At 68.7% G+C, this 19096-nt stretch carries 17 protein-coding genes; 9 read left to right on the top strand and 8 right to left on the bottom strand.

The window, feature by feature from the left end:
* The first annotated feature begins 47 nt into the window (after positions 1–47).
* The 7 genes from ACIQJ5_RS15810 to ACIQJ5_RS15780 all read left to right on the top strand — a co-directional run bounded on the left by ACIQJ5_RS15810 (position 48) and on the right by ACIQJ5_RS15780 (position 6593).
* Positions 48–1049: a MoxR family ATPase gene (locus ACIQJ5_RS15810; protein WP_231091095.1), complete on the top strand. Its 1002-nt coding sequence runs from the start codon at positions 48–50 to the stop codon at positions 1047–1049.
* 18 nt (positions 1050–1067) lie between these two features.
* Complete coding sequence (locus ACIQJ5_RS15805; protein ID WP_402845242.1) at positions 1068–1955, top strand: DUF58 domain-containing protein; 888 nt, start codon at positions 1068–1070, stop codon at positions 1953–1955.
* Complete coding sequence (locus ACIQJ5_RS15800; protein WP_402845240.1) at positions 1942–2433, top strand: hypothetical protein; 492 nt, start codon at positions 1942–1944, stop codon at positions 2431–2433. Before ACIQJ5_RS15805 ends, ACIQJ5_RS15800 begins: the two co-directional genes overlap by 14 nt.
* The gene (locus ACIQJ5_RS15795; RefSeq protein ID WP_231091098.1) at positions 2424–3410 is read left to right on the top strand and encodes a VWA domain-containing protein; all 987 of its coding nucleotides are present in this window, start codon (positions 2424–2426) and stop codon (positions 3408–3410) included. Before ACIQJ5_RS15800 ends, ACIQJ5_RS15795 begins: the two co-directional genes overlap by 10 nt.
* Positions 3407–4411: a VWA domain-containing protein gene (locus ACIQJ5_RS15790; RefSeq protein ID WP_402845238.1), complete on the top strand. Its 1005-nt coding sequence runs from the start codon at positions 3407–3409 to the stop codon at positions 4409–4411. The genes ACIQJ5_RS15795 and ACIQJ5_RS15790 overlap by 4 nt, the downstream gene beginning before the upstream one ends.
* Positions 4408–5190 carry a hypothetical protein gene (locus ACIQJ5_RS15785; RefSeq protein ID WP_231091100.1) on the top strand — a complete coding sequence of 261 codons (783 nt, stop codon included), beginning with the start codon at positions 4408–4410 and terminating at the stop codon, positions 5188–5190. Before ACIQJ5_RS15790 ends, ACIQJ5_RS15785 begins: the two co-directional genes overlap by 4 nt.
* Positions 5191–5498: 308 nt before the next feature.
* Entirely contained in the window at positions 5499–6593 is a 1095-nt protein-coding gene (locus ACIQJ5_RS15780) for a hypothetical protein (RefSeq protein ID WP_402845236.1), read from the top strand.
* Positions 6594–7787: 1194 nt separating this feature from the next.
* Here ACIQJ5_RS15780 and ACIQJ5_RS15775 read toward each other — a convergent pair.
* Complete coding sequence (locus ACIQJ5_RS15775; protein WP_231091102.1) at positions 7788–8831, bottom strand: LacI family DNA-binding transcriptional regulator; 1044 nt, start codon at positions 8829–8831, stop codon at positions 7788–7790.
* Positions 8832–8902: 71 nt separating this feature from the next.
* On the opposite strand from ACIQJ5_RS15775, the gene ACIQJ5_RS15770 reads away from it, so the two are divergent.
* Entirely contained in the window at positions 8903–10111 is a 1209-nt protein-coding gene (locus tag ACIQJ5_RS15770) for an MFS transporter (protein ID WP_402845233.1), read from the top strand.
* A gap of 53 nt (positions 10112–10164) precedes the next feature.
* Here ACIQJ5_RS15770 and ACIQJ5_RS15765 read toward each other — a convergent pair whose 3' ends face one another.
* Together ACIQJ5_RS15765 and ACIQJ5_RS15760 are read right to left on the bottom strand one after the other, a co-directional pair.
* Complete coding sequence (locus ACIQJ5_RS15765) at positions 10165–10791, bottom strand: response regulator transcription factor (protein ID WP_231091104.1); 627 nt, start codon at positions 10789–10791, stop codon at positions 10165–10167.
* Positions 10788–11972, bottom strand: a complete 1185-nt coding sequence (locus ACIQJ5_RS15760) for a sensor histidine kinase (RefSeq protein WP_402845231.1) — start codon at positions 11970–11972, stop codon at positions 10788–10790. Before ACIQJ5_RS15760 ends, ACIQJ5_RS15765 begins: the two co-directional genes overlap by 4 nt.
* A gap of 107 nt (positions 11973–12079) precedes the next feature.
* Between ACIQJ5_RS15760 and ACIQJ5_RS15755 the strand changes: the two genes are divergently transcribed.
* A complete protein-coding gene (locus ACIQJ5_RS15755; protein WP_402845229.1) occupies positions 12080–12904 on the top strand; it encodes a GAP family protein in 825 nt (274 codons plus the stop codon).
* A gap of 1 nt (position 12905) precedes the next feature.
* Here ACIQJ5_RS15755 and ACIQJ5_RS15750 read toward each other — a convergent pair whose 3' ends face one another.
* From ACIQJ5_RS15750 to ACIQJ5_RS15730, 5 genes are read right to left on the bottom strand one after another with little or no spacing between them, the layout of a single operon-like run.
* Positions 12906–14072, bottom strand: coding sequence for a Gfo/Idh/MocA family protein (locus tag ACIQJ5_RS15750; protein ID WP_402845227.1), 1167 nt, complete (start codon positions 14070–14072; stop codon positions 12906–12908).
* Positions 14069–16219, bottom strand: coding sequence for an alpha-N-acetylglucosaminidase TIM-barrel domain-containing protein (locus ACIQJ5_RS15745; RefSeq protein WP_402845225.1), 2151 nt, complete (start codon positions 16217–16219; stop codon positions 14069–14071). Before ACIQJ5_RS15745 ends, ACIQJ5_RS15750 begins: the two co-directional genes overlap by 4 nt.
* Positions 16220–17260, bottom strand: coding sequence for a LacI family DNA-binding transcriptional regulator (locus tag ACIQJ5_RS15740; protein ID WP_402845223.1), 1041 nt, complete (start codon positions 17258–17260; stop codon positions 16220–16222).
* Between the two features lies 1 nt (position 17261).
* Entirely contained in the window at positions 17262–18140 is an 879-nt protein-coding gene (locus tag ACIQJ5_RS15735; RefSeq protein WP_402845221.1) for a carbohydrate ABC transporter permease, read from the bottom strand.
* The gene (locus ACIQJ5_RS15730) at positions 18133–19089 is read right to left on the bottom strand and encodes a carbohydrate ABC transporter permease (RefSeq protein WP_231091111.1); all 957 of its coding nucleotides are present in this window, start codon (positions 19087–19089) and stop codon (positions 18133–18135) included. Before ACIQJ5_RS15730 ends, ACIQJ5_RS15735 begins: the two co-directional genes overlap by 8 nt.
* Positions 19090–19096: the final 7 nt, after the last annotated feature.

Below are 19096 nucleotides of genomic sequence, written 5' to 3'. Positions count from 1 at the left end.
CAAGGGGGAAAGGTGTCTGCCGTCCCCGCGCACTGAAAGGGATCACGATGCAGCAGTCCGCCGCCGCACCCACCGAGCAGGAGATGGCGCGGGCGCGCGACGTCCTGAAGATCGTGTCTGATGCCTACTCGGCGCGCATGGTGGGACAGGAGCGGCTGCGCACCAGCCTTCTGATCGCGCTGATCGCCGGCGGACACATCCTGCTGGAGTCCGTGCCGGGCCTGGCGAAGACGACGGCCGCTTCCACTCTGGCGGCCACCGTTCAAGCCGACTTCAAGCGCATCCAGTGCACGCCCGACCTGCTGCCGAGCGACATCACCGGAAGCCAGATCTACGACGCGGCGCACGGCACCTTCCGCACGGTGCTGGGGCCGGTGCACGCCAACTTCGTGCTGCTGGACGAGATCAACCGGTCTTCCGCGAAGACCCAGTCCGCGATGCTGGAGGCGATGCAGGAGAGGCAGACCACGATCGGCGGCGAGCTCCACAAGCTCCCGCGGCCGTTCCTGGTGATCGCGACGCAGAACCCCATCGAGCAGGAGGGCACGTACGAGCTGCCCGAGGCTCAGATGGACCGCTTCCTCCTCAAGGAGATCGTCGACTACCCGAGCCCTGCGGAGGAGCTCGAGGTGCTGAATCGCATCGATGCGGGCATTCTGGACCCCGACCATCCGGGTGACGGGAAGGTGACCCTCGACGACGTGCGCGACCTCCAGTCGATCGCCTCCCGCGTGCACGTGGATCCGGCCATCCGCAACTACATCGTCTCGCTCGTGTACGTCACGCGGAACCCGGCGCCGTACATCGGCGAGGACCGCGCCCGCTACATCAAATACGGCGCGAGCCCGCGGGCCAGCATCGCTTTCCTGCAGGCGGCCCGCGCGTTCGCGCTGCTGCAGGGGCGGGCCTATGTGATTCCCGAGGACGTCCGGTCACTGCGTCACGTGATCCTTCGCCACCGCGTGCTGCTCACCTTCGAGGGTCAGGCCGACGGCGTGCGCGGCGAGGACCTGATCGACGCGATCTTCGGCGCCGTGCCCACCCCGTAACCGGACGCGAAACCTCTCATGGCCAGTCTCCTCCCGCAGGTGAAGAGCAAGCTCTTCATCTCTTCCGGGCGATCGTCGATGCACCAGCTCGACGGCGCCTACAAGTCGCTGCTGCACGGGCGCAGCCTCGACTTCGAGGACCTGCGACGGTACGAGACCGGTGATCAGGTGCGCGACATCGACTGGCGTGCATCGGCTCGCCTGGGCAACCTCGTGGTCAAGCGCACGCGCGCCACGCGAGCACAGACCGTGCTGTTCGTGGTGGACACCGGTCGCACCATGGCTGCACTGGCGGAGGATGGCGCCCCCAAGCAGGAGCTGTCGATCCTCGCCATGGGAGCGCTGGGCTATCTCACCGTCCGCCACGGCGATGACGTCGGCCTCGTTTCCGGCGATGCGGATCGGGTGCGGCGCATGCAGACGGGAAGCAGCGAAGCCGCGCTGGAGCACATGCTCCGAACGATCGAGACGACCACCGCGGCTGCGACCGCGCCCGGTTCTGTGGACGACCTGCTCGACTTCGTGGCGCGCACGATCGCACAGCGGATGATCGTGGTGGTCATCGCGGATGAGGATCCGCTCACCGAGCGCACCGAGCAGCTGATCCGGCGGCTCCGGTTGCAGCATGACCTGCTGTGGATCACCGTGGCCGATGCCGACGTGGTGCTGGCGCACCGGTCCGCATCGGTGCGCAGCGACGTGGTCAGTGGCTGGCGGGTGCCCGACTTCGTGAACGGGGACGCCGAGGTACTGGCTGAGCTCACCGAGTTGCGTGAGCAGGCGGAGGATCACCGCCGCGAGTTCTTCAAGCGCTGGGAGATCGATCACACCGTGCTCCGCAATCAGGACTATGCCGTCGGCGAAATCCTGCAGATGCTGAATCGGAGGTCGCGTGCCCGCTCCTGACGACCTCTACCCGCCCACCCAGTACGGTGGCGGCTGGCTGCTGCTGGCGTTCGGGATCATTCTGTTCATCGTGATCGCGGCGATCCTGCTGGTTCTGCTCACGCGCCCGAAGCGGGTCGCCGATGCGATCGCCGATCAGCCGGAGGCGCAGCTCACCCTGCCCGAGGTCGTGGCGCGGCTGCAGGGCGACTACCTCCATCAGATCGACGCGATCGAGCGGGCCTACCGCGAGCGCACGCTCCCGCCGCGCGAGGCCAATGTCCGGCTCAGCCGGCTCGTGCGCCGCTACGTGAACGAGTACAGCGGTCTGGAAGCCCCGGTGCTCTCGCTGCAGGATCTGCAGCAGCTCGGCGTCAATCCATCTCTGATCGACGCGCTTCGCCGCCACTACTACCCCAGCATCTTCCGCAGCGGCCCGCCCGTGGACCCGGTGGCCGGCGCAGAGGCCGCGCGAACGGTGGTGCGGTCATGGCGTTGAACTGGCCCTTCATGCTCCTCATCGTGGCCGGGGTGCTCGTGGTCGCGATCGGCATCGGCGTGGCCATCGGCCTGGCCGGTACCTCCCGGCGCGCGAGCGGCGGCGGCGCCCAGCTGGCGCGCGCGGAACGTCTGCGAGCGCTGCCCTCGTTCTCCCGGGCGGTGCGCACGCGGCGGATCGCGCTTGCGGGCATCCTCGTGCTCGGCGCGCTCGCGGTGCTGTCGGGAGGCATCGCTGCGGCACGTCCGATGACCGCGCAGACCATCCAGCCGGTGAGCACCAACCGGGACATCATGCTGTGCCTGGATGTGTCGGGGTCGATGAGCGAGGTCGACCTGGAGATCATCGACGTCTTCGAGAACCTGCTCGACGGCTTCCAGGGTGAGCGGCTGGGACTAACGATCTTCAACTCGTCACCGGTGCAGGTCTTCCCGCTCACCGACGACTACGACTTCATCCGTGAGCACCTGCAGAGCCTGCGTCGCAGCTTCGACTACACGGACAGCGTGCCGGAGCACTACAGCGGCACGCTCAACGGACCGGGCGCTTCGCTGATCGGCGATGGGCTCACCGCCTGCGCGATGCGGTTCGATCATGTCGAAGAGGAGCGATCACGCACCATCATCTTCGCGAGCGACAACGAGGTGAACGGCGCGTCCATCGTGTCGGTTCCTGAGGCGGCGGCTTTCGCGAAGTCGATGGGTGTTCGGGTGTTCGCCATCAACCCGGTCGCGGGCAAGGACGCCGCGATCACACAGGAGCTCGCCGACGCGGCGACGCTCACCGGGGGCAAGGCGTACGAACTGCGCGATGCCACCACCGTCGACGACATCGTGACGGAAGTCCAGCAGCAGGCGGCCACGCAGCTGAAGGGGCAGGTGCAGATCATCTGGAGCGATTCGCCCAACCTCGCGCTCGCCGTGCTGGCCGTGCTGTCGATCGGATTCGTGGCACTGATGTGGAGGGTGCGGCTGTGATCTTCCACCCGGTCCTGAACGTCTTCGTGCTGATCGTCCTCGTCGGCGGCGGCGTGTTCGTGGCGGTGCGCAACATCGTGACCGCACCGACGACGGCGCGGCGCTGGCTGTGGGCCGAGCGGACCCTGCTCGTCCTGCTCTGCTTCGTGATGCTGCTGCGTCCGGCGGTGCCGGGCGGGCAGACCCAGACCCTCACCACCAACACGGACATCCTCATCGCCGTCGACACCACGGCAAGCATCGTCGCGGAGGACTGGGGCGACGCACAGCCACGACTGGAGGGCGTCCGTCAGGATGTCCAGAGCATCGTGGATGCCTATCCCGGTGCGCGCTTCGCCCTGATCACCTTCGATGCGGAACCGGTTCTGCGCCTGCCGTTCACCACCGACGCGAACGCGCTGATGAGCTCGATCGATGTGCTGCGTCCCGAGGTCACCGGGCAGTCGCGCGGGAGCTCGGTGGGAATCGCCGCGCCGCTCGTGCAGCAGACCCTGCGCAGCGCCGCCGAGGCGGAGTCGGGGCGCGATCGCTCGCGCATGCTGTTCTATCTGGGTGACGGCGAGCAGACCGTGAGCCAATCGGTCGAGTCGTTCTCGGGCGCGAAGAAGTACGTCGACGGCGGACGCGTGCTGGGGTACGGCACCGCGGAAGGCGGGCCGATGAAGATCACCTCCGGCCGCGCCGACGGCGAGGACCCGGGCTACATCGAGTACCAGGGCGCCAACGCCATGTCGGTGATCGACGAGGCGAACCTCCAGCAGATCGGATCCGATCTCGGTCTGGAGTACGAGCACCGCACCGCCGACACGGCGATCACGCTGCCGGACGCGCCGCAGTCGTCGACGAACTACTCGGAGGCGGGAAGCACGGGCAACGTCACCGAGCTGTTCTGGGTCTTCGCGCTGGCCGTGGTGGCTCTGCTCGCCTTCGAGCTGGCGCGGGCGGCGCTGCTGGTCACGCGCATGCGCGGACTTCGCGCGACGAAGGCGGGTGCATCATGACGGATCCCCGTTCCACCGCCGACGCGCTGATCCGCGGCAACCGGACCCGGCGGCGCGTGCGATTCTGGGTCGCGATCGGGACGCTCCCGCTGACGATCGCCGCCCTGGTACTGGTGGCGAAGCTGTTCAGCATGTTCGTGTTCGCCCATTTCGCGATCACAGACTACGTCGGCGGCGACGGCGAGGGCACCGTGCGCAACGCCGGCTGGCAGAAGCCGCTGAACTGGTTCGAGCCCTACAAGGCGCCGTACAACGCCGGTGACGGATACGCGCTGTCGGAGAAGCTGCCGGAGGCTCGCGCGGAATTCGAGGACGCCCTCTCCCTGGCCCGCGGCCTGGAGGTATGCGCCGTGCGCATCAACCTGGCGTTCGTGATCGAGCGCCAGGGAGACGCCGCCACCGAGGCTGGCGACCTGAAGTCGGCGCAGGCCTTCTACGCGGAGGCGCTCACCGTCAACGCGGAGACACCGGAAGAGTGCAAGAGCGACGAGGCGCAGGACCAGTCACCCGACCCGAACCGCGACATGTCGGACACCCTCGAGCAGCAGCAGAAGGATCTGTCGGAGAAGCAGCAGCAGAATCAGCAGCAGCAGGACAGGCAGCAGAACGGCGAACAGGACCCGCAGCAGCCCACCGAGCCGGACGAGGAGAAGCAGCAGGACCAGCCGTCGCAGGAACAACTGGACGAACTGCAGCGGAAGCTCGAAGAGGGCCAGCAGGAGCGTGACCAGCGCGGGGACGACGGCACGGGCGGCGGCGGAACGGAGAAGCCATGGTGAACGACTCCGATCCGCGTCCGGAAGGCATCGAGGGCGCGGGCCGCATGGGTGATGTTTCGGGCGCTTCCGGTGCTTCCGGTGCACGATCGCGTGCGGAGTCAGCGACCACACCGGGTGCGCCAGCGCGCCCTGACCCGGCAAGCGCCGCACCGCTGAGCTCCGTGCCATCGGAGTCGGTCCCGGAACCGGCCCCGGCCCCGCCGTCCGCTGCGGTCGGCATGCCACCCGTGCCTCTTGCCGGGCAGAGGCCGGATGGCGGGTCCTCCGTCGCGGTGCCGGATGGGCCCGAGCGTCCAGGCACCCGCTATGTGACCAGTTCCGAGGGTGCCCCTCCCGTGCCCCCGCCCGGTGGTTATCGCGGCGCGCGCAATCCCGAGCTGGAGAAGGCCCGTCACGCCCTCGTCTCGCCCCTGGACGTGCTGGCGCGTCCCGTGGCGGCGCCACCCCCGATGGCCGACGGGCCTCGTCCCCTCGCTCGCGTGGGCGTGGCCGCGCTGGTCGTGGCCATCGGATGGGCGGTCGTGCTCCTCGGCGCGCTGGCGGTCTCGGCGACGGACTTCCTGTTCAACCTCAACGTGGTGGTCATCCAGCTGCTGATCGTCGGCGTGATCATCGCCGCCATCGCCCTCAAGGATGCACGACGGCTCGGCGGCATCGCACTGGCGATCGCCTTGGTCTTCAACGTGGTCACCATCGGCGGAGTGAGCGCGGTTCGCACCGCGGCTCAGGGCAGTTACGAGGGGCAGAAGAGCGACGAGCAGAAGTTCTGGGAGAAGTACCCGGGCGTGAAGGGGATGTCGGCCTCCGAGATCAAGGCTCAGCCCTCGCTCGAGGAGGTGCGCGCCCGCACCGAGGAGATCCTCGCCGCCGTACGCGAGAGGCTGAGCGCGGACTATGGCGTCACCTGGGTCGAGCAGCCCGTGCCCGAGGACATCTCACCCGAGCGCAATGGTTACGGCGGGGAGTCGATGCTGCGCACGTACACCTCGACGATCTGGTCGACGAACGAGGCCATCACCGACAACTCGCTGAAGCTGCAGATGATGAACACCATTGACGAGGTGCTGTACCCCTACGGCATGTCGCAGTTCTACCCGGTGAACGATCCCGCCGAGTCGACCATCGATCCGTCGATCATCGAGAAGATGTTCGGCTCCACCGATCCCGATCTTCAGGCGCAATGGGAGTGGGCCTCCTACGACTACGACACGGGCGGCTGGTTCTACGGCGATCTCTATGACCTGTCCAAGGACACGACGGGTCGGTTCCGCACCGAGAGGCAGGCCGATCACGACCGCACCGGTGTGCCTCTGGAGGGGCTCTCCATCATGCTGCGCGCCGAGAAGCTGCTGAGCGAGAGCGACGTGCAGACCTTCGACCAGCGGATGTCGGAGTACGAGTAGTCCGAAGCTCGCCGCCCCGTCCGTATCGCGTCGGCGACGGCGACCGCATCGGCATCGGCATCGCTTCGGCGACGGCATCCGCATCGGACGTCGCCAGCGGCATCAGGCGTTGGCATCGGGCATCGGGCATCGGGCATCCGGCATCGGGCATCCGGCGCCGGCACCGGCACCGGCACCGGCACCGAGCATCGGCATCGAGCATCGGCATCCGCATCCGCATCCGCATCGGCATCGGCACCGGCATCGGCATCGGCATCGGCATCGGCACCGAGCATCGGCATCGGCATCGGCATCGGTCCCCGATTCGTCGAAACCTCCTCGACCGACGACCCCGGTATCAGGCCAGACATCAGCGGAAGCGCAGCCGCTGAGGCACCGCTGCCCCACCCCGCCCCCGGAGGACTGTCGCGAGAACAGGAACATGACGCCAAACAAGGACCACATCCAGCGTCCCGTCCTCGTTTGAGCGAGATCCCCTCATTTCACGACCCCGCACCGCCGTCGAGCTCAGCCCATACCGGCCCGCTGAGGCATCCCTGCCCCACCCCGCCCCCGGAGAACTGTCACGAAAACAGGAAAGTGGCGCCAAACAAGGACCAGGTCCAGGATTCCGTCCTCATTTCAGTGAAATCCCCTCGTTTCACGACACCCGCACCGCCGCCGAACTCAGCCCAAGCCAGCCCGCTGAGGCACCGCTTCCCCCTTGGTCCCCCAGCGACTCGTCGCGAAGACAGGAACATGACGCCGAACAAGGACCAGATCCAGGATTCCGTCCTCATTTCAGCGAAATCCCCTCGTTTCACGACACCCGCACCGGCGCCGATCTCAGCCCATGCCAGCCCGCAGAAGCACCACTGCCCCTCCGGCCCGCGAAGAACCGTCGCGAAAACAGGAAAATGGCGCCAAACAAGGACCACATCCAGGATTCCGTCCTCGTTTGAGGAAGAATTCCTTGTTTCACGACCCCGTGTCGCCGCCGAACTCAGCCCGTGCCGGCCTGCTGAAGCACCACTGCCCCTCCGGCCCGCGAAGAACCGTCGCGAAAACAGGAGAATGACGCCGAACAAGGACTCTGTCCAAGATTCCGTCCTCATCTGAGCGAAATCCCCTCGTTTGACGACACCCGTACCGCCGCCGGCCTCGGCCCAGACGAGGGGCAGGGCGGTGGGCACCCAGGACGGAGGACGCCCGCGGTCAGACGGGGGCCGGGCCGGTGGTGTTGCCCTCGATGAACTCACACGTGAAGCGGAAGGAGGCGGCCGGTTCGTCGGCGAGGAGGCGCGCGAGGGCCTCACCGGCAGCGCGACCCTTGTCGAGTGCCGGCTGGGCCATGGTGGTGAGCCGGTACGGCGCGATGCCGTCCACCGTGATGCCGTCGAAGCCGGTGATGGAGACCTCCTCCGGCACGCGGAGCCCGGCGTCGAGGGCGGCGCGCAGCACGCCGGCCGCCAGCATGTCGCTCTGCGCGAGCACCGCCGTGGGGCGTTCGCCCGAGCCGAAGAGGAGCCGGCCAGCCTCATAGCCGTTGTCGATGGTCGAGCGTGCCGTGCTGACGACCACCGCGTCGGGGAAGATCTCGCGGGCCCCTTCGAGACGTTCACGCGTGACGTCGACCTCGGCCTGGACGGCGTGTGCGGCACCGGCCACCGACATCCCGGTCCGGCGGCTCAGCGGCAGAGTGACGAGCGCGACGCGCTCATGCCCGAGGGAGCGGACGTGACGTGCCAGCTGACGCTGGGCCTCCAGCGAGTCGATCGTGATCTGCGGAACGTCGGGTCCCGCGTCTCCCTCGATCACGACCATCGGAATGCCGCGGGAGCGCGCGGCATCGAGCGAGTCACGAAGCGTGGGGTTGCAGCCGATGAGCGCGACCGCGTCGATGGGCGCCGTGGCCAGTGTGGGACCGCCCCATTCCGGGTCATCACGCAGCAGCAGGATGCCCGCCCCGGACGAGGCGATGGACTCCGCAACGCCGTCCATGGTGACGGTGAGGATGGGATCCGCGAATGCGCTGCGCAGGTCGGAGCCGACCACGACCCCGACGATGCCGCTGCGACCGCGCCGCAGCGAGGCGGCGCGCGGGTCGGGCCCGGCATAGCCGAGTTCGGCGGCGGCGGCGAGCACCTTGTCTTTCGTGGTCTCCGCGACGGCAACCTTGCCGCTGTAGACCACGGATGCGGTCGAGGCGGACACCCCCGCTCGGCGGGCCACGTCTGCGAGCGTCGGTTTGCGCGTCATTCCGCCAGTGTAGCCCGAGCGTTCACACGACGACTTTCAGGATCGAATCGATTCGATGTAGGGTGTTGCCTATGCAGGTCACCCTCACCCATTCGCAGTTCGTGCGCTGGCGCGCGGCCATATTCGTGATCTTCGCCGCCTGCGGCCTCGGTTTCGCGACCTGGGCATCGCGCGTTCCCGCGATCAAGGAGGGCCTCGGCATCACGAAGTCCGAGGTGGGCCTGCTCCTGGTCTCCAGCGGCATCGCCTCGATCATCGGACTGTCGGTGTCGTCCGTCCTGATGCTCCGCTTCGGCGCGCGCCGGGCGATGCTGGGACTGCTGCTGGTGGCAGCCGCCGGCATCACCACCATCGGTCTCGGGGTCGACGTGTTCCACTCGTTCGGCGTCGTGATCGTGGGTCTGGCTTTGTTCGGTTTCGGCAACGGCTGCTGCGACGTGATCATGAACGTCGAGGGCGCCGGCGTCGAGAAGCACGGCGGCAAGACCGTCCTCCCGATGATGCACGGCTTCTTCAGCCTGGGCACGTTTGCCGGTGCCGGACTCGGCGCCATCGCGGAGGGCATCCGTCTCCCGGTGAGCGTGCACACCGGCGTCATTGGCGCTCTGATCGTGGCCTGCGCGCTGTGGGCGGTCGCGAACATCCCTGCCACGACGGATGCTGAGACGGCACCCGACGAAGGCGCGGGGCACCAGAGTTTCGGCGCGCGTCTCAAGGTGGCGCTATCGGCGTGGACAGAACCGCGTACCTACGGCCTCGGCCTCGTCATGCTGGGCATGTCCTTTGCTGAGGGCGGCGCGAACGACTGGCTCGCGCTCGGCATCGTCGAGGGTCACGACGGCTCACCCTCACTCGGCGCCGTGGGCCTGGCTGTCTTCTCCGGCGCAATGACCATCGCCCGGATGTTGGGCGGCCCGTTGGTCGATCGGTTCGGCCGAGTTGCCACGCTGCGCACGCTGGCCGCTCTCGCCGTCGTCGGTCTCCTGCTCTTCATCTACGCGCCGAACATGCCGCTGGTGATGGTCGGAACGGTGCTGTGGGGCATCGGCGTGTCGTTCGGCTTCCCGTTGGGCATGTCGGCCGCCGCCGACGATCCGTCCAAGGCAGCCTCCCGCGTCGCCGCGGCGTCGACCATCGGTTACGTGGCGTTCCTGGCGGGCCCGCCGGTGCTGGGCTTCATCGCCGACCACATCGGGCTGCTGAACACGCTGCTGATCATCGCCGGCCTCGCTCTCGTGTCCGGTCTCGCGTCGAACGCCGCGAAGCCCATCAAGAACTAGTTTCATTGCGCGCGATTGGCTCCCATCCCGCGGGTTTGGGAGCCGATTGCGCGCTATGAACGGGGGTCGCGAGCGATCGCGGCTGCCTCCGTGCGACTCTCCGCGCCGAGCTTTGCCAGCACGTTGGACACGTGGGTCTTCACCGTCGGCACGCTGATGCCCAGCTGACGGGCGATTCGGGCGTTGGAATGCCCCGCGACGATGCCGGCCAGCACCTCGTTCTCACGCACGGTGAGCCCTTCCGGGGCGGCGACCGGCTCTGGCGCCGCGGACACCGCGGCGAGGGCCCGTCTCGTGACCACCGGATCCAGCACACCCTCACCCGCCGCCACCCGCCGCACCGCGTCGGCGAGGGCGGGGCCGTCCGTGGTTTTCAGCAGAAAGCCCACGGCACCCGCACGAATAGCGCCGAGCACCAGCTCATCCTCGTCGAAGCTCGTGAGGACCAGCACGTCCGCGAGCGCCTCGGCAACGATCTGCGCCGTGGCGGCGATCCCGTCTGTGCCCGGCATACGCAGATCCATCAGCACGACGTCCGGACGCAGCGCACGCGCGTTGCGGATGGCGACCGCTCCGTCCGCAGCCTCCGCCACGACCTCGACGCCCTGTGCCTCGAGGATGAGGCGCAGACCCTCACGAATGGCCGCGTGGTCGTCCGCGATCAGCACCCGAACCGTCATGACTCCTCCGCTGCGACCGCGGCGCACGGCACCGACGCCTCCACCACCCACGACTCCCCCTGCGCCCCGGCGCGGAAATCGCCACCGAGCGCGCGGACATCCTGATCCAGGGACCGCAGCCCCCATCCGCCTCCCGGCAGCCGCGGCACCGGCTCCACCGCGAGCGGTGACACCACCCGCACACGTGCGAAGTCGACGTCGGCCGTGACGTCCACCTCGACGATGCCCGCTCCGGCATAGCGCGACGCATTGGTGAGGCTCTCGCGCACGACTCGTGCCAGCGCGCGCCCGGCGGACTCGGGCAGCGCGGGCGCGGCCGCGATGTCGGCAGTCACGGTGAGCCCCTGGTCCCGCGCCGCACCGATCACGCTCGCCAGTTCGCTCGTCTCCGAACCTGGCGCCGTGGTGGGATCGGCGAGAACGTCGATCATCCGCCGCAGCGCCGCGTGGGCATCGAGGCTGGCGCCGCGCACCGATCGCAGGGCCGTGCGCGCACCGTCGAGATCCGTGTCGGCCACCAGCGCCGCTTCGGCGCGCAGCGCCGCGGCGGAGACGTGACCGGCGACGAGATCATGGAGTTCGCGCGCCATGGCACGCCGGTCACTCGCCCGCTGCGACTCCAGCTCGACTCGGGAACGCGCCTGATCCTCCCGGCGCAGGCGGGCCTGCAGGTCGGCCAGTTCATGCGCCTGACCCAGCGACATGGCGGTGGCGAACGTGACGCCGAAGAGCGAACCGAGGCCGAGAGCCAGCATCACCGCCAGCTGGACGTTTCCCGAGCGCACACCGCCGATGAGCACGAGCGCAGCTACCCCGATCACCACGGTCACCAGGATCCGTCGCCGTCCCCGCTGATCGGCACGTCGAGTGGCGTTCCACAGCAGGTCCATGAGCATCACCATCGTGCCGAGGCTGCCCACCGTGACCAGATCGATGAGCCAGAGCACCGACCCGAGAACGAGCATCGCCATCGGAGCGCGCAGCTTGCCGAGGATCAGCAGGCATCCGGGCAACGCCGTGACGAGCCCCCACCACGGATCGGGCGCGGCCGGAAGCACGGAGAACACGTCCCAGAGGGCGCGGACTCCGAGCGACGCCGCAAGAACGGCGATGCCCGCGATGCCCGCGGCATCCACCGGCGCCTGGTGACGCGCGTACCAGCCACTGATCCCTGTGCCCACTCGCCCATGCAAGCACACGGCCCGGCGGCGTACCTCCGACCAAAGGATGAGGGGCATTCGGTCCGATGCCCGATCCGCGCGCGAGCGCGACGACGGACGCTGGGAGCATGGACGCACTTCTCGACGCCTCGCTCTCGCTTCCGCTGCTGGGCTTGGCCCTGCTGGACGGGCTGAGCATCGGGACTCTGCTCATCCCGGTGTTTCTGCTCCTGGCACCCGGGCGGCTGCGGACCGGCAGGATCGCCCTGTACCTGGTCACCATCTCGGTGTTCTACCTGCTGGTGGGAGTGCTCTTCTCGCTCGGCCTGGTGAACCTCGTATCGGTGGCCTCTGGGTTCCTCGACTCCACGGCCGGGCTGGTACTGCGGTTGATCGCGGGGGCGGCGCTCCTGCTGACCGGCATTCTGATGCCCACAGGCAAACGCAAGAGGGAGCGGGAAGCTGTAGCCACGGCAGCGACCGCCGGCGGTGATGACCCGCTGCTGCCACCCGCACCAGCACCGACGACGCCGACGACCCCGCCGCGCGCTCCCCGGCTGCTGCGCTGGCGCGACGCGCTGCTGGACGCACGCACCTCCCCCCTCGCCGTGATGGGCATCGCCCTGGCGGCGGGCATCGTGGAAGTCGCCACGATGCTCCCGTACATCGTGGGCATGACCATGATGGCGGAGGCGGACCTGCCGCTGTTCGCACGCGGCCTCGGTCTCGTCGCCTACTGCGCCGTGATGATCCTTCCGGCGGTGGTCCTGCTCGTGCTGCGTGCCGTCGCCGCCGGCCCCATGCGACGCCCCCTGGAGACGATCGCGGGCTGGATGCAGCGATCCGGCGCCGAGACCACCGCGTGGATCCTCGCCATCATCGGCTTGCTCATCGCCCGCGATGCGGCGAACAAGCTGGGGCTGTTCTCCGCGCTCGACACGATCACGAGGTGACTCAGGCGGTCTGCCCCCGCTCGAAGTAGGCCACCAGTTCGGCATCCAGCGCGGGCACCGCACGCGCCGACCCGTCGGCCCGCAGCGATTCCGTGGCGAGCACACCCGTGGCCACGGCCTCACGAGCGGCCACGGGCGAGGTCTGCGTGCGCCCGCCCTCGCGGACGAAGCGGCAGAACTCCGCCACCAGAAGGGCATCCGCTCCGCCGTGACCGCCCTCCGCGTCGGGGATCTCGAAGGACTCGTCCGGCTCCGCCCACCCGCGATGACGCCGGTTCCACAGCCCCACACGCTCGCCGGCACCGTCTCCGAAGTTCTCGATGCGCCCCTCGGTTCCGATGATCGTGTAGTTGCGCCAGTAGTCGGGTGTGAAATGGCACTGCTCGTACGAGGCCAGCACACCATTGTCCAGCCGCAGGTTCAGCTGGGAGATGTCCTCCACATCGATCACCGGGTTGAGGCCCGTGAGGGAGGCGGGCGGCCAGTTGTCGAGGCTGAACCAGTCGCCCATACGCTCGCCGGAGCGATCCCGGCGATCCGCGATGGCACCGTAGAGCACGTTGTCCCCCATCGCCGCGACGCTGCGGGTGTATCCGCCGGCCAGCCAGTGGATGACATCGAGGTCGTGCGCCCCCTTCTGCAGCAGCAGAGACGTGGTGCGCCGGCGGTCGGCGTGCCAGTCCCTGAAGTAGTAGTCGCCGCCGTGCCCCACGAAGTGGCGGCACCACACCGCCTTCACGTCACCGATGCGCCCGTCGTCGATCAGCTGCTTCATCAGCGTGATCACCGGCATGTGACGCATGTTGTGGCCGATGTACAGCCGGGAGCCCGTCCGGCGCGCCGTCTCGAGCACGCGGTCGGCATCGGCCACCGTCACCGCGAGCGGCTTCTCCACGAACACCGCGGCTCCCGCTTCGAGGGCTGCGGTCGCGGGAGCGGCGTGCAGATCATCGGGAGTGAAGATCATCACCGCGTCCAGATCGAGTGCCAGCAGCTCGTCCAGCTCCGCGGTGACGAGTGCGTCCGGGTATGCAGCACGCGCATCGGCCGCTCCCCGCTCGCTCACCTCGCACACCGCGACCACGGCGGCGGCGTTGCCGTCCCGCTCCAGCTCGCGGGCCAGCCGCGCCCGCTGGCCGTAGCCGATGAGACCGATCCGAAGTGTCATCTGTCTTTCCCGTCCTCCCCCGCCGCGGCGGAGATCATTCGTGTGGCGTCCTGCACGCACGCCAGGAGCACGACGGCTTCGTCCGCGAGCGCGATGACGTCCCCCTCCGCCGTGCTGTGGATTCCGTGGCGGTCCACGCTGTCCACCCAGCTCTGGTCGCGAGCCCACCATTCCGCTTCGGTGAGGGGCGCGGCGCCGCTTCCCGGCCGCGCCGCCGCGAGGAAGGCCGACCAGCGTGACCGGTAGAGCGTCCCGACGAGGCCCTGGGCATCCCGCCCCGCGTAGTCGGAGAGCTGACCCTGGGTGGCGGCGCGCTCCGGACCCCAGCTCGTGAGGATCAGGCGCTGACTGCGTTCGAGCCGATCGCTCTCGGCTTCATCCTCGCCTGCCGCGCGAGCCTCATCCAGCAGACGCCCGAGCAACCACAGCTGCTGTGTTCCCGCGATCCGGTCCAGCAGATCCATCGCCGACAGCCACAGGTCGGTGGCATGGTCGTACCGCGCGAGCTCTCCGGTCGCCGCGGCCTCCGCCAGAACCGGAAGCAGCTGGCGCGCGGTGTTCGTGACGGCCTGACGGGCGACGTCGGCGAGATCGAACCGGTAGGCGCGGTGCCCTGACAGTTCCTCGGCCGCAGCGAGCAGCACCGGCAGCGCCGCGGCGAATGCCGGCAGGTCGTAGGTGTCCTGCGCGGGAGAGAACGAGGACGAGGTGCCCACGGTGAACGACGGCCACGCGGCGAACAGCGAGTCGTGCGGTTCGGAGAAGCCGTTGTCGTCGGGCAGCGAATAGGCGGTGCGGACGATCCGGCGCCAGGCCTCCTCGGCCGCGACGTTGCTGCTCCCGTAGCGCTGCCGGACCCACTCGGTGGCCCAGGGCTCCAGCTGCACGGCATCGGCACGCCAGCTCAGCTCCGCGAGCAGGTCCATGGCCAGCGGATTGTTGAACCCGCCTTCGGGCATCGCGGCGACTCCGCGCAGGCGTGAACCAGGCCGATCCCGCCAGCGGGTGAAGCGCTGGGTCCAGGTGCTCGCCTGCGCACCCATGGCCGTGTCGCCGCCGAAGTTCCAGATCCCGCCGAAGGCGTAGTCGGTCCCGAGGAACTCCTCCTCACGATCCGTGTCCTCGTAGCGATCGGACAGACCATCCACGACCAGCACCCGATCCCGCTCGACGGCGGCCAGCACCTCGCGCGGCGGGTTGTGCTGCCAGCCGAGCATCACCCAGGTCGACTCCGGCGCCGCCGCGAGCATCGCGCGCTGAACGGCGACGCCTGCCGCACTCACATCGATGTCGCCGGGCTGTCCGCCCTCGTGCAGCAGATCCGTCTTGTACATCGTGACCGCACCGAGATGGCGAGCGGAGGAGGCGTAGAAGGTCGCAGCGAGGGCCGGGAACATCGGATCGGACGGATCCAGCCACCCGGGCCGGTCGAAGCCCTGCCAGTCGCCGGAGGGAACCGTGACGTGGGCGCCGGGATTGCGCTCGCCGAAGTCGCGAGGCACCGTCCCGCCATAGCCGGGGAGCACGGCGCGCATCCCGAGCTCCTGCAGTCGCTCGACGATCCGTCGTCCCAGCGTCGTGCGCTGTGCGAGCAGTCGCTCGTTCATCCCCGAGGGATATCCGGACATGTTCTGCAGCAGCCACCAGGGCTGATGGCTGGGCAGCGGGATCCAGGCGAGCGCTTCCTCGCGCGAGTACCCGTACGCGGTGAGCAGATCGACGTAGGCACTCTCCGTCCCCACCGGCACGAAGACCTCGGTGTAGCCGCGTGCGGCGATGCCGTCGATCAGGTCCTCCCACGCGGCGAAGTCGCGGTACGGCCCGACGTAGGCGTCTTCCGTGTCGTTGCCGTAGAACCGGTGAGGAAGCGTGAAGACGCGACGCAGTGGCTGCGCTGGCGGATGCGGCACGGCCCCGCGCGCGCCCGTGAGGATCTCGTCGAACTGGTCGCCCGTGGTCGCAAGGCAGGCGCGCAGTCCCGCGAGGGAGAGGGCCGGAGACGATGCCCGGATCACCGTGCGCCCGTCGCGGGCAGAGACCTCGAAGAAGTCCGGCGAGGACTCCTCGATGCTGACGTCGACGGTGGCCGCGCTGTTTCCGAGCACGCGTCTGATCGCGGCCTCAGCGGCCGCAGGGAAGGGTGACATTTACTCTGACTCTCCGTGCACTCGCGCGTGCGCTGCGCGGTCGGGAATGGATGTGGAGGCTCGGGCACGCAGCGACCAGTCGAACTCGTGCACGCTCCCCGTCCCGGGCGGCCGGTCGGCGGCCGCGATGATCAGCTGGGCCTCACGCGTGAACGCGTCGTCCGGGCCCGCCGAGGTGAGCGACGGCGTGGACTCCTGCCCGTCCTGCGTGTTGTCCATGCCGGCGATCAGCACGTCATCGGGGACGCGCTTTCCGAGGAAGTAGGCGGCCTGGATGACCTGCAGCGCCGCATCGTCGGTGTGGCACATGACAGCACGCGGCGCGCCGTCGCTCTGCAGCAGGGCCACCGCCTGGCGGAACGCGTCCGCGCGGCTGCCGTCGTACACCGTGACCGCACGCGGGCGGATGACGCCGCTGCTGACAGCCGCGAGATAGGGACGCGCGCGCGAGTTGTCGGCGAGGCTGTGCGGCTCGGTGGTGAGAAACGCGATGTCGTCGGTCTGCTCGGCCAGGTGCGCCACGATCTGCGCGGCACCGGGCTCCGGGCGAGGACGGATGACGTCGTAGCCCTCCGAGGGCATGAGTTCGTGGTGCACGACGATGCGCTGCCCCGCCGCGGTCAGCTCTCGCGCAGACGCACGGGTCTGGGGGAGGTCATCGAGCACCTCGATGAATGCGACGTCGGGCCGGAGCTCCGCCACCGAGTCGTACCAGTCCTCTCCGCGGGCCTCGCCCGGCAGCACGATCGTGGAGCGACCGGTCTCCCGCGCCGCGCGTTTGACGGCGTCGGTGAGCGCCACCGCCCAGGGATCGAACGCGCGATGCAACGACAGCAGGACCACGCCGGTGCGGCCAGTGCGCACCGCTCGCGCTGCGGTGTTCACCCGGTAGCCGAGCCGCTCCGCCACCGCGCGCACACGGGCCGCGGTCTCGGCCGACGCACCGCGTTCGATCCCCCGCAGCACGTACGACGCGGTGGCTGAGGACACCCCGGCCTCGCGTGCGACGGTCTGCAGGGTGGGACGCTGAGAACCGGTCACGTCAGCCCTTTCCGCCCGTGAAGGCGATGCCCTGGATGAACTGCTTCTGCAGCACGATGAACACGATCACCATCGGGATGGTCGCCAGCACCGAGCCTGCCATGAGCACCGGGATATCGGTGAAGTTCATCCCCTTCAGCGTGGCCAGCCCCACCGACAGCGGCATGTTCTCCGACGTCGAGGTCACCACGAGGGGCCACAGCAGGTCGTTCCACGAGTTCAGCGAGGTGAACACCGCCAGCGCGATGATGCCGGGTTTCGCGAGCGGCAGCATCACCTTCTGGAAGATCTGCCACTGGTTGGCCCCGTCGATGCGGGCGGCTTCTTCGAGCTCCACCGGCAGCCCCAGGAAGAACTGGCGCATGAGGAACGTGCCGAACGCGGCGAACATCCCGGGGATGATGATGCCCGGCAGGGAGTCCAGTAGCCCCAGGCTCTGGATGATCTCGTACTGCGGCAGCAGGAAGAGCTGTCCCGGCACCATCAGCACCGACAGGAACAGCACGAACACGAAGCCGCGACCACGGAACGGGATGCGGGCGAAGGCATAGCCCGCCATGGTGCAGAGGATGACCTGCGCGATCGTGCGGCACACGGTGATGATCGCCGAGTTGAGGAACATCTGCCCGAACGGCATCGCCTCGAACGCGCGAGCGTAGTTGCTGAAGTCCCACGGGTTCGGCAGCACCTGCGGGGGCACGGCCGTCGCACCGGCGAGCGTCTTGAACGACGTCATCAGCTGCCAGAAGAACGGGAACACCATGATGATGGCGCCCACGATGAGTATCGCGTGGATCAGATACGGCTGACGCCGTCGGCGTGGTCCGGGCGTAACCCGGTCTCCGGTGACGAGCGTTGCGGTGGCGAGCGTGTCACTCATAGTGCACCCACTTTCGCTGCATGCCGAACTGCAGCACGGTCACGACCAGGATGATCAGCAGCAGGACGAAGGCGATGGCAGCCGCCAGTCCCGGGTTGTGGTCGATGAAGCCGGCTTCGTAGAAGAGGTAGACGATGGTCTTCACGTGCGGCATGGCCGGGCTGGTCTTGGCGACCATCACGTAGATGAGATCGAACGCCTGGAAGGCGCCGATCACGGTGGTCACAGCGACGAAGAAGACGCTGGGCGAGATCATCGGCACGGTGACCGACACGAAGCGGCGCACAGGGCCTGCGCCGTCGAGCTGCGCGGCCTCGTACAGGTGTCCGGGCACTCCCTGCAGCGCAGCCAGGAAGATCACCAGCGTGGTGCCGATGCCCGACCAGATGCCGACGGCCGCAATCGCCCCCAGCGCCGTGGCGGGGTTGGTGAGCCAGCTGGTCCCCGCGATGCCGAAGAAGCCCAGCAGCTGGTTGAGCACGCCGTAGTCGCCGTTGTAGATGACCTTCCACACCGCTGCGACGGCGGCGGCCATGGTCACCACGGGCAGGAAGTAGAGCGTGCGATAGATGCCCCGCCCCTTCAGCCCCGCGGTGTTCAGCAGCGCGGCGATCACCATGGCGATCGGGATCACGAGCAGGGCGATGAGCGTGTAGATCAGGGTGTTCAGCAGCGCCTGCGGCAGATCCGGGTTGGAGAACAGCTTCTCGTAGTTCGACAGTCCCGTGAAAGTCGATCCACCGAACGGGCCGGTCTCGGTCAGCGACATCCAGGCCGTGCGGACGATGGGCCAGAGATAGAAGACCGCGAGCCCGATGCCGACGGGCCCCACGAACAGCAGTGCCCACCACCCGGACTGGCCGGGCGCGCGACCACGGTCGCGGCGCAGGCCCGGCGGGGCGGCGCCCGGCTGCGCCGAGCCCCGCCCCGCGAAGGAGATTCCGGTCATGCGGGAG

The sequence above is a fragment of the Microbacterium sp. GXS0129 genome (assembly GCF_044769785.1).
Lineage (GTDB): Bacteria > Actinomycetota > Actinomycetes > Actinomycetales > Microbacteriaceae > Microbacterium > Microbacterium nymphoidis.
This window is presented reverse-complemented; position numbering and strand designations above follow the sequence as displayed.

What these genes read in the sequence shown, in the direction of transcription:
- ACIQJ5_RS15775 (WP_231091102.1), bottom strand. Translation starts at nt 8,831, where the DNA reads ATGACGCGCAAACCGACGCTCGCAGACGTGGCCCGCCGAGCGGGGGTG.
- ACIQJ5_RS15735 (WP_402845221.1), bottom strand. Translation starts at nt 18,140, where the DNA reads ATGAGTGACACGCTCGCCACCGCAACGCTCGTCACCGGAGACCGGGTT.
- ACIQJ5_RS15745 (WP_402845225.1), bottom strand. Translation starts at nt 16,219, where the DNA reads ATGTCACCCTTCCCTGCGGCCGCTGAGGCCGCGATCAGACGCGTGCTC.
- ACIQJ5_RS15765 (WP_231091104.1), bottom strand. Translation starts at nt 10,791, where the DNA reads ATGACGGTTCGGGTGCTGATCGCGGACGACCACGCGGCCATTCGTGAG.
- ACIQJ5_RS15750 (WP_402845227.1), bottom strand. Translation starts at nt 14,072, where the DNA reads ATGACACTTCGGATCGGTCTCATCGGCTACGGCCAGCGGGCGCGGCTG.
- ACIQJ5_RS15785 (WP_231091100.1), top strand. Translation starts at nt 4,408, where the DNA reads ATGACGGATCCCCGTTCCACCGCCGACGCGCTGATCCGCGGCAACCGG.
- ACIQJ5_RS15730 (WP_231091111.1), bottom strand. Translation starts at nt 19,089, where the DNA reads ATGACCGGAATCTCCTTCGCGGGGCGGGGCTCGGCGCAGCCGGGCGCC.
- ACIQJ5_RS15770 (WP_402845233.1), top strand. Translation starts at nt 8,903, where the DNA reads ATGCAGGTCACCCTCACCCATTCGCAGTTCGTGCGCTGGCGCGCGGCC.
- ACIQJ5_RS15755 (WP_402845229.1), top strand. Translation starts at nt 12,080, where the DNA reads ATGGACGCACTTCTCGACGCCTCGCTCTCGCTTCCGCTGCTGGGCTTG.
- ACIQJ5_RS15795 (WP_231091098.1), top strand. Translation starts at nt 2,424, where the DNA reads ATGGCGTTGAACTGGCCCTTCATGCTCCTCATCGTGGCCGGGGTGCTC.
- ACIQJ5_RS15805 (WP_402845242.1), top strand. Translation starts at nt 1,068, where the DNA reads ATGGCCAGTCTCCTCCCGCAGGTGAAGAGCAAGCTCTTCATCTCTTCC.
- ACIQJ5_RS15810 (WP_231091095.1), top strand. Translation starts at nt 48, where the DNA reads ATGCAGCAGTCCGCCGCCGCACCCACCGAGCAGGAGATGGCGCGGGCG.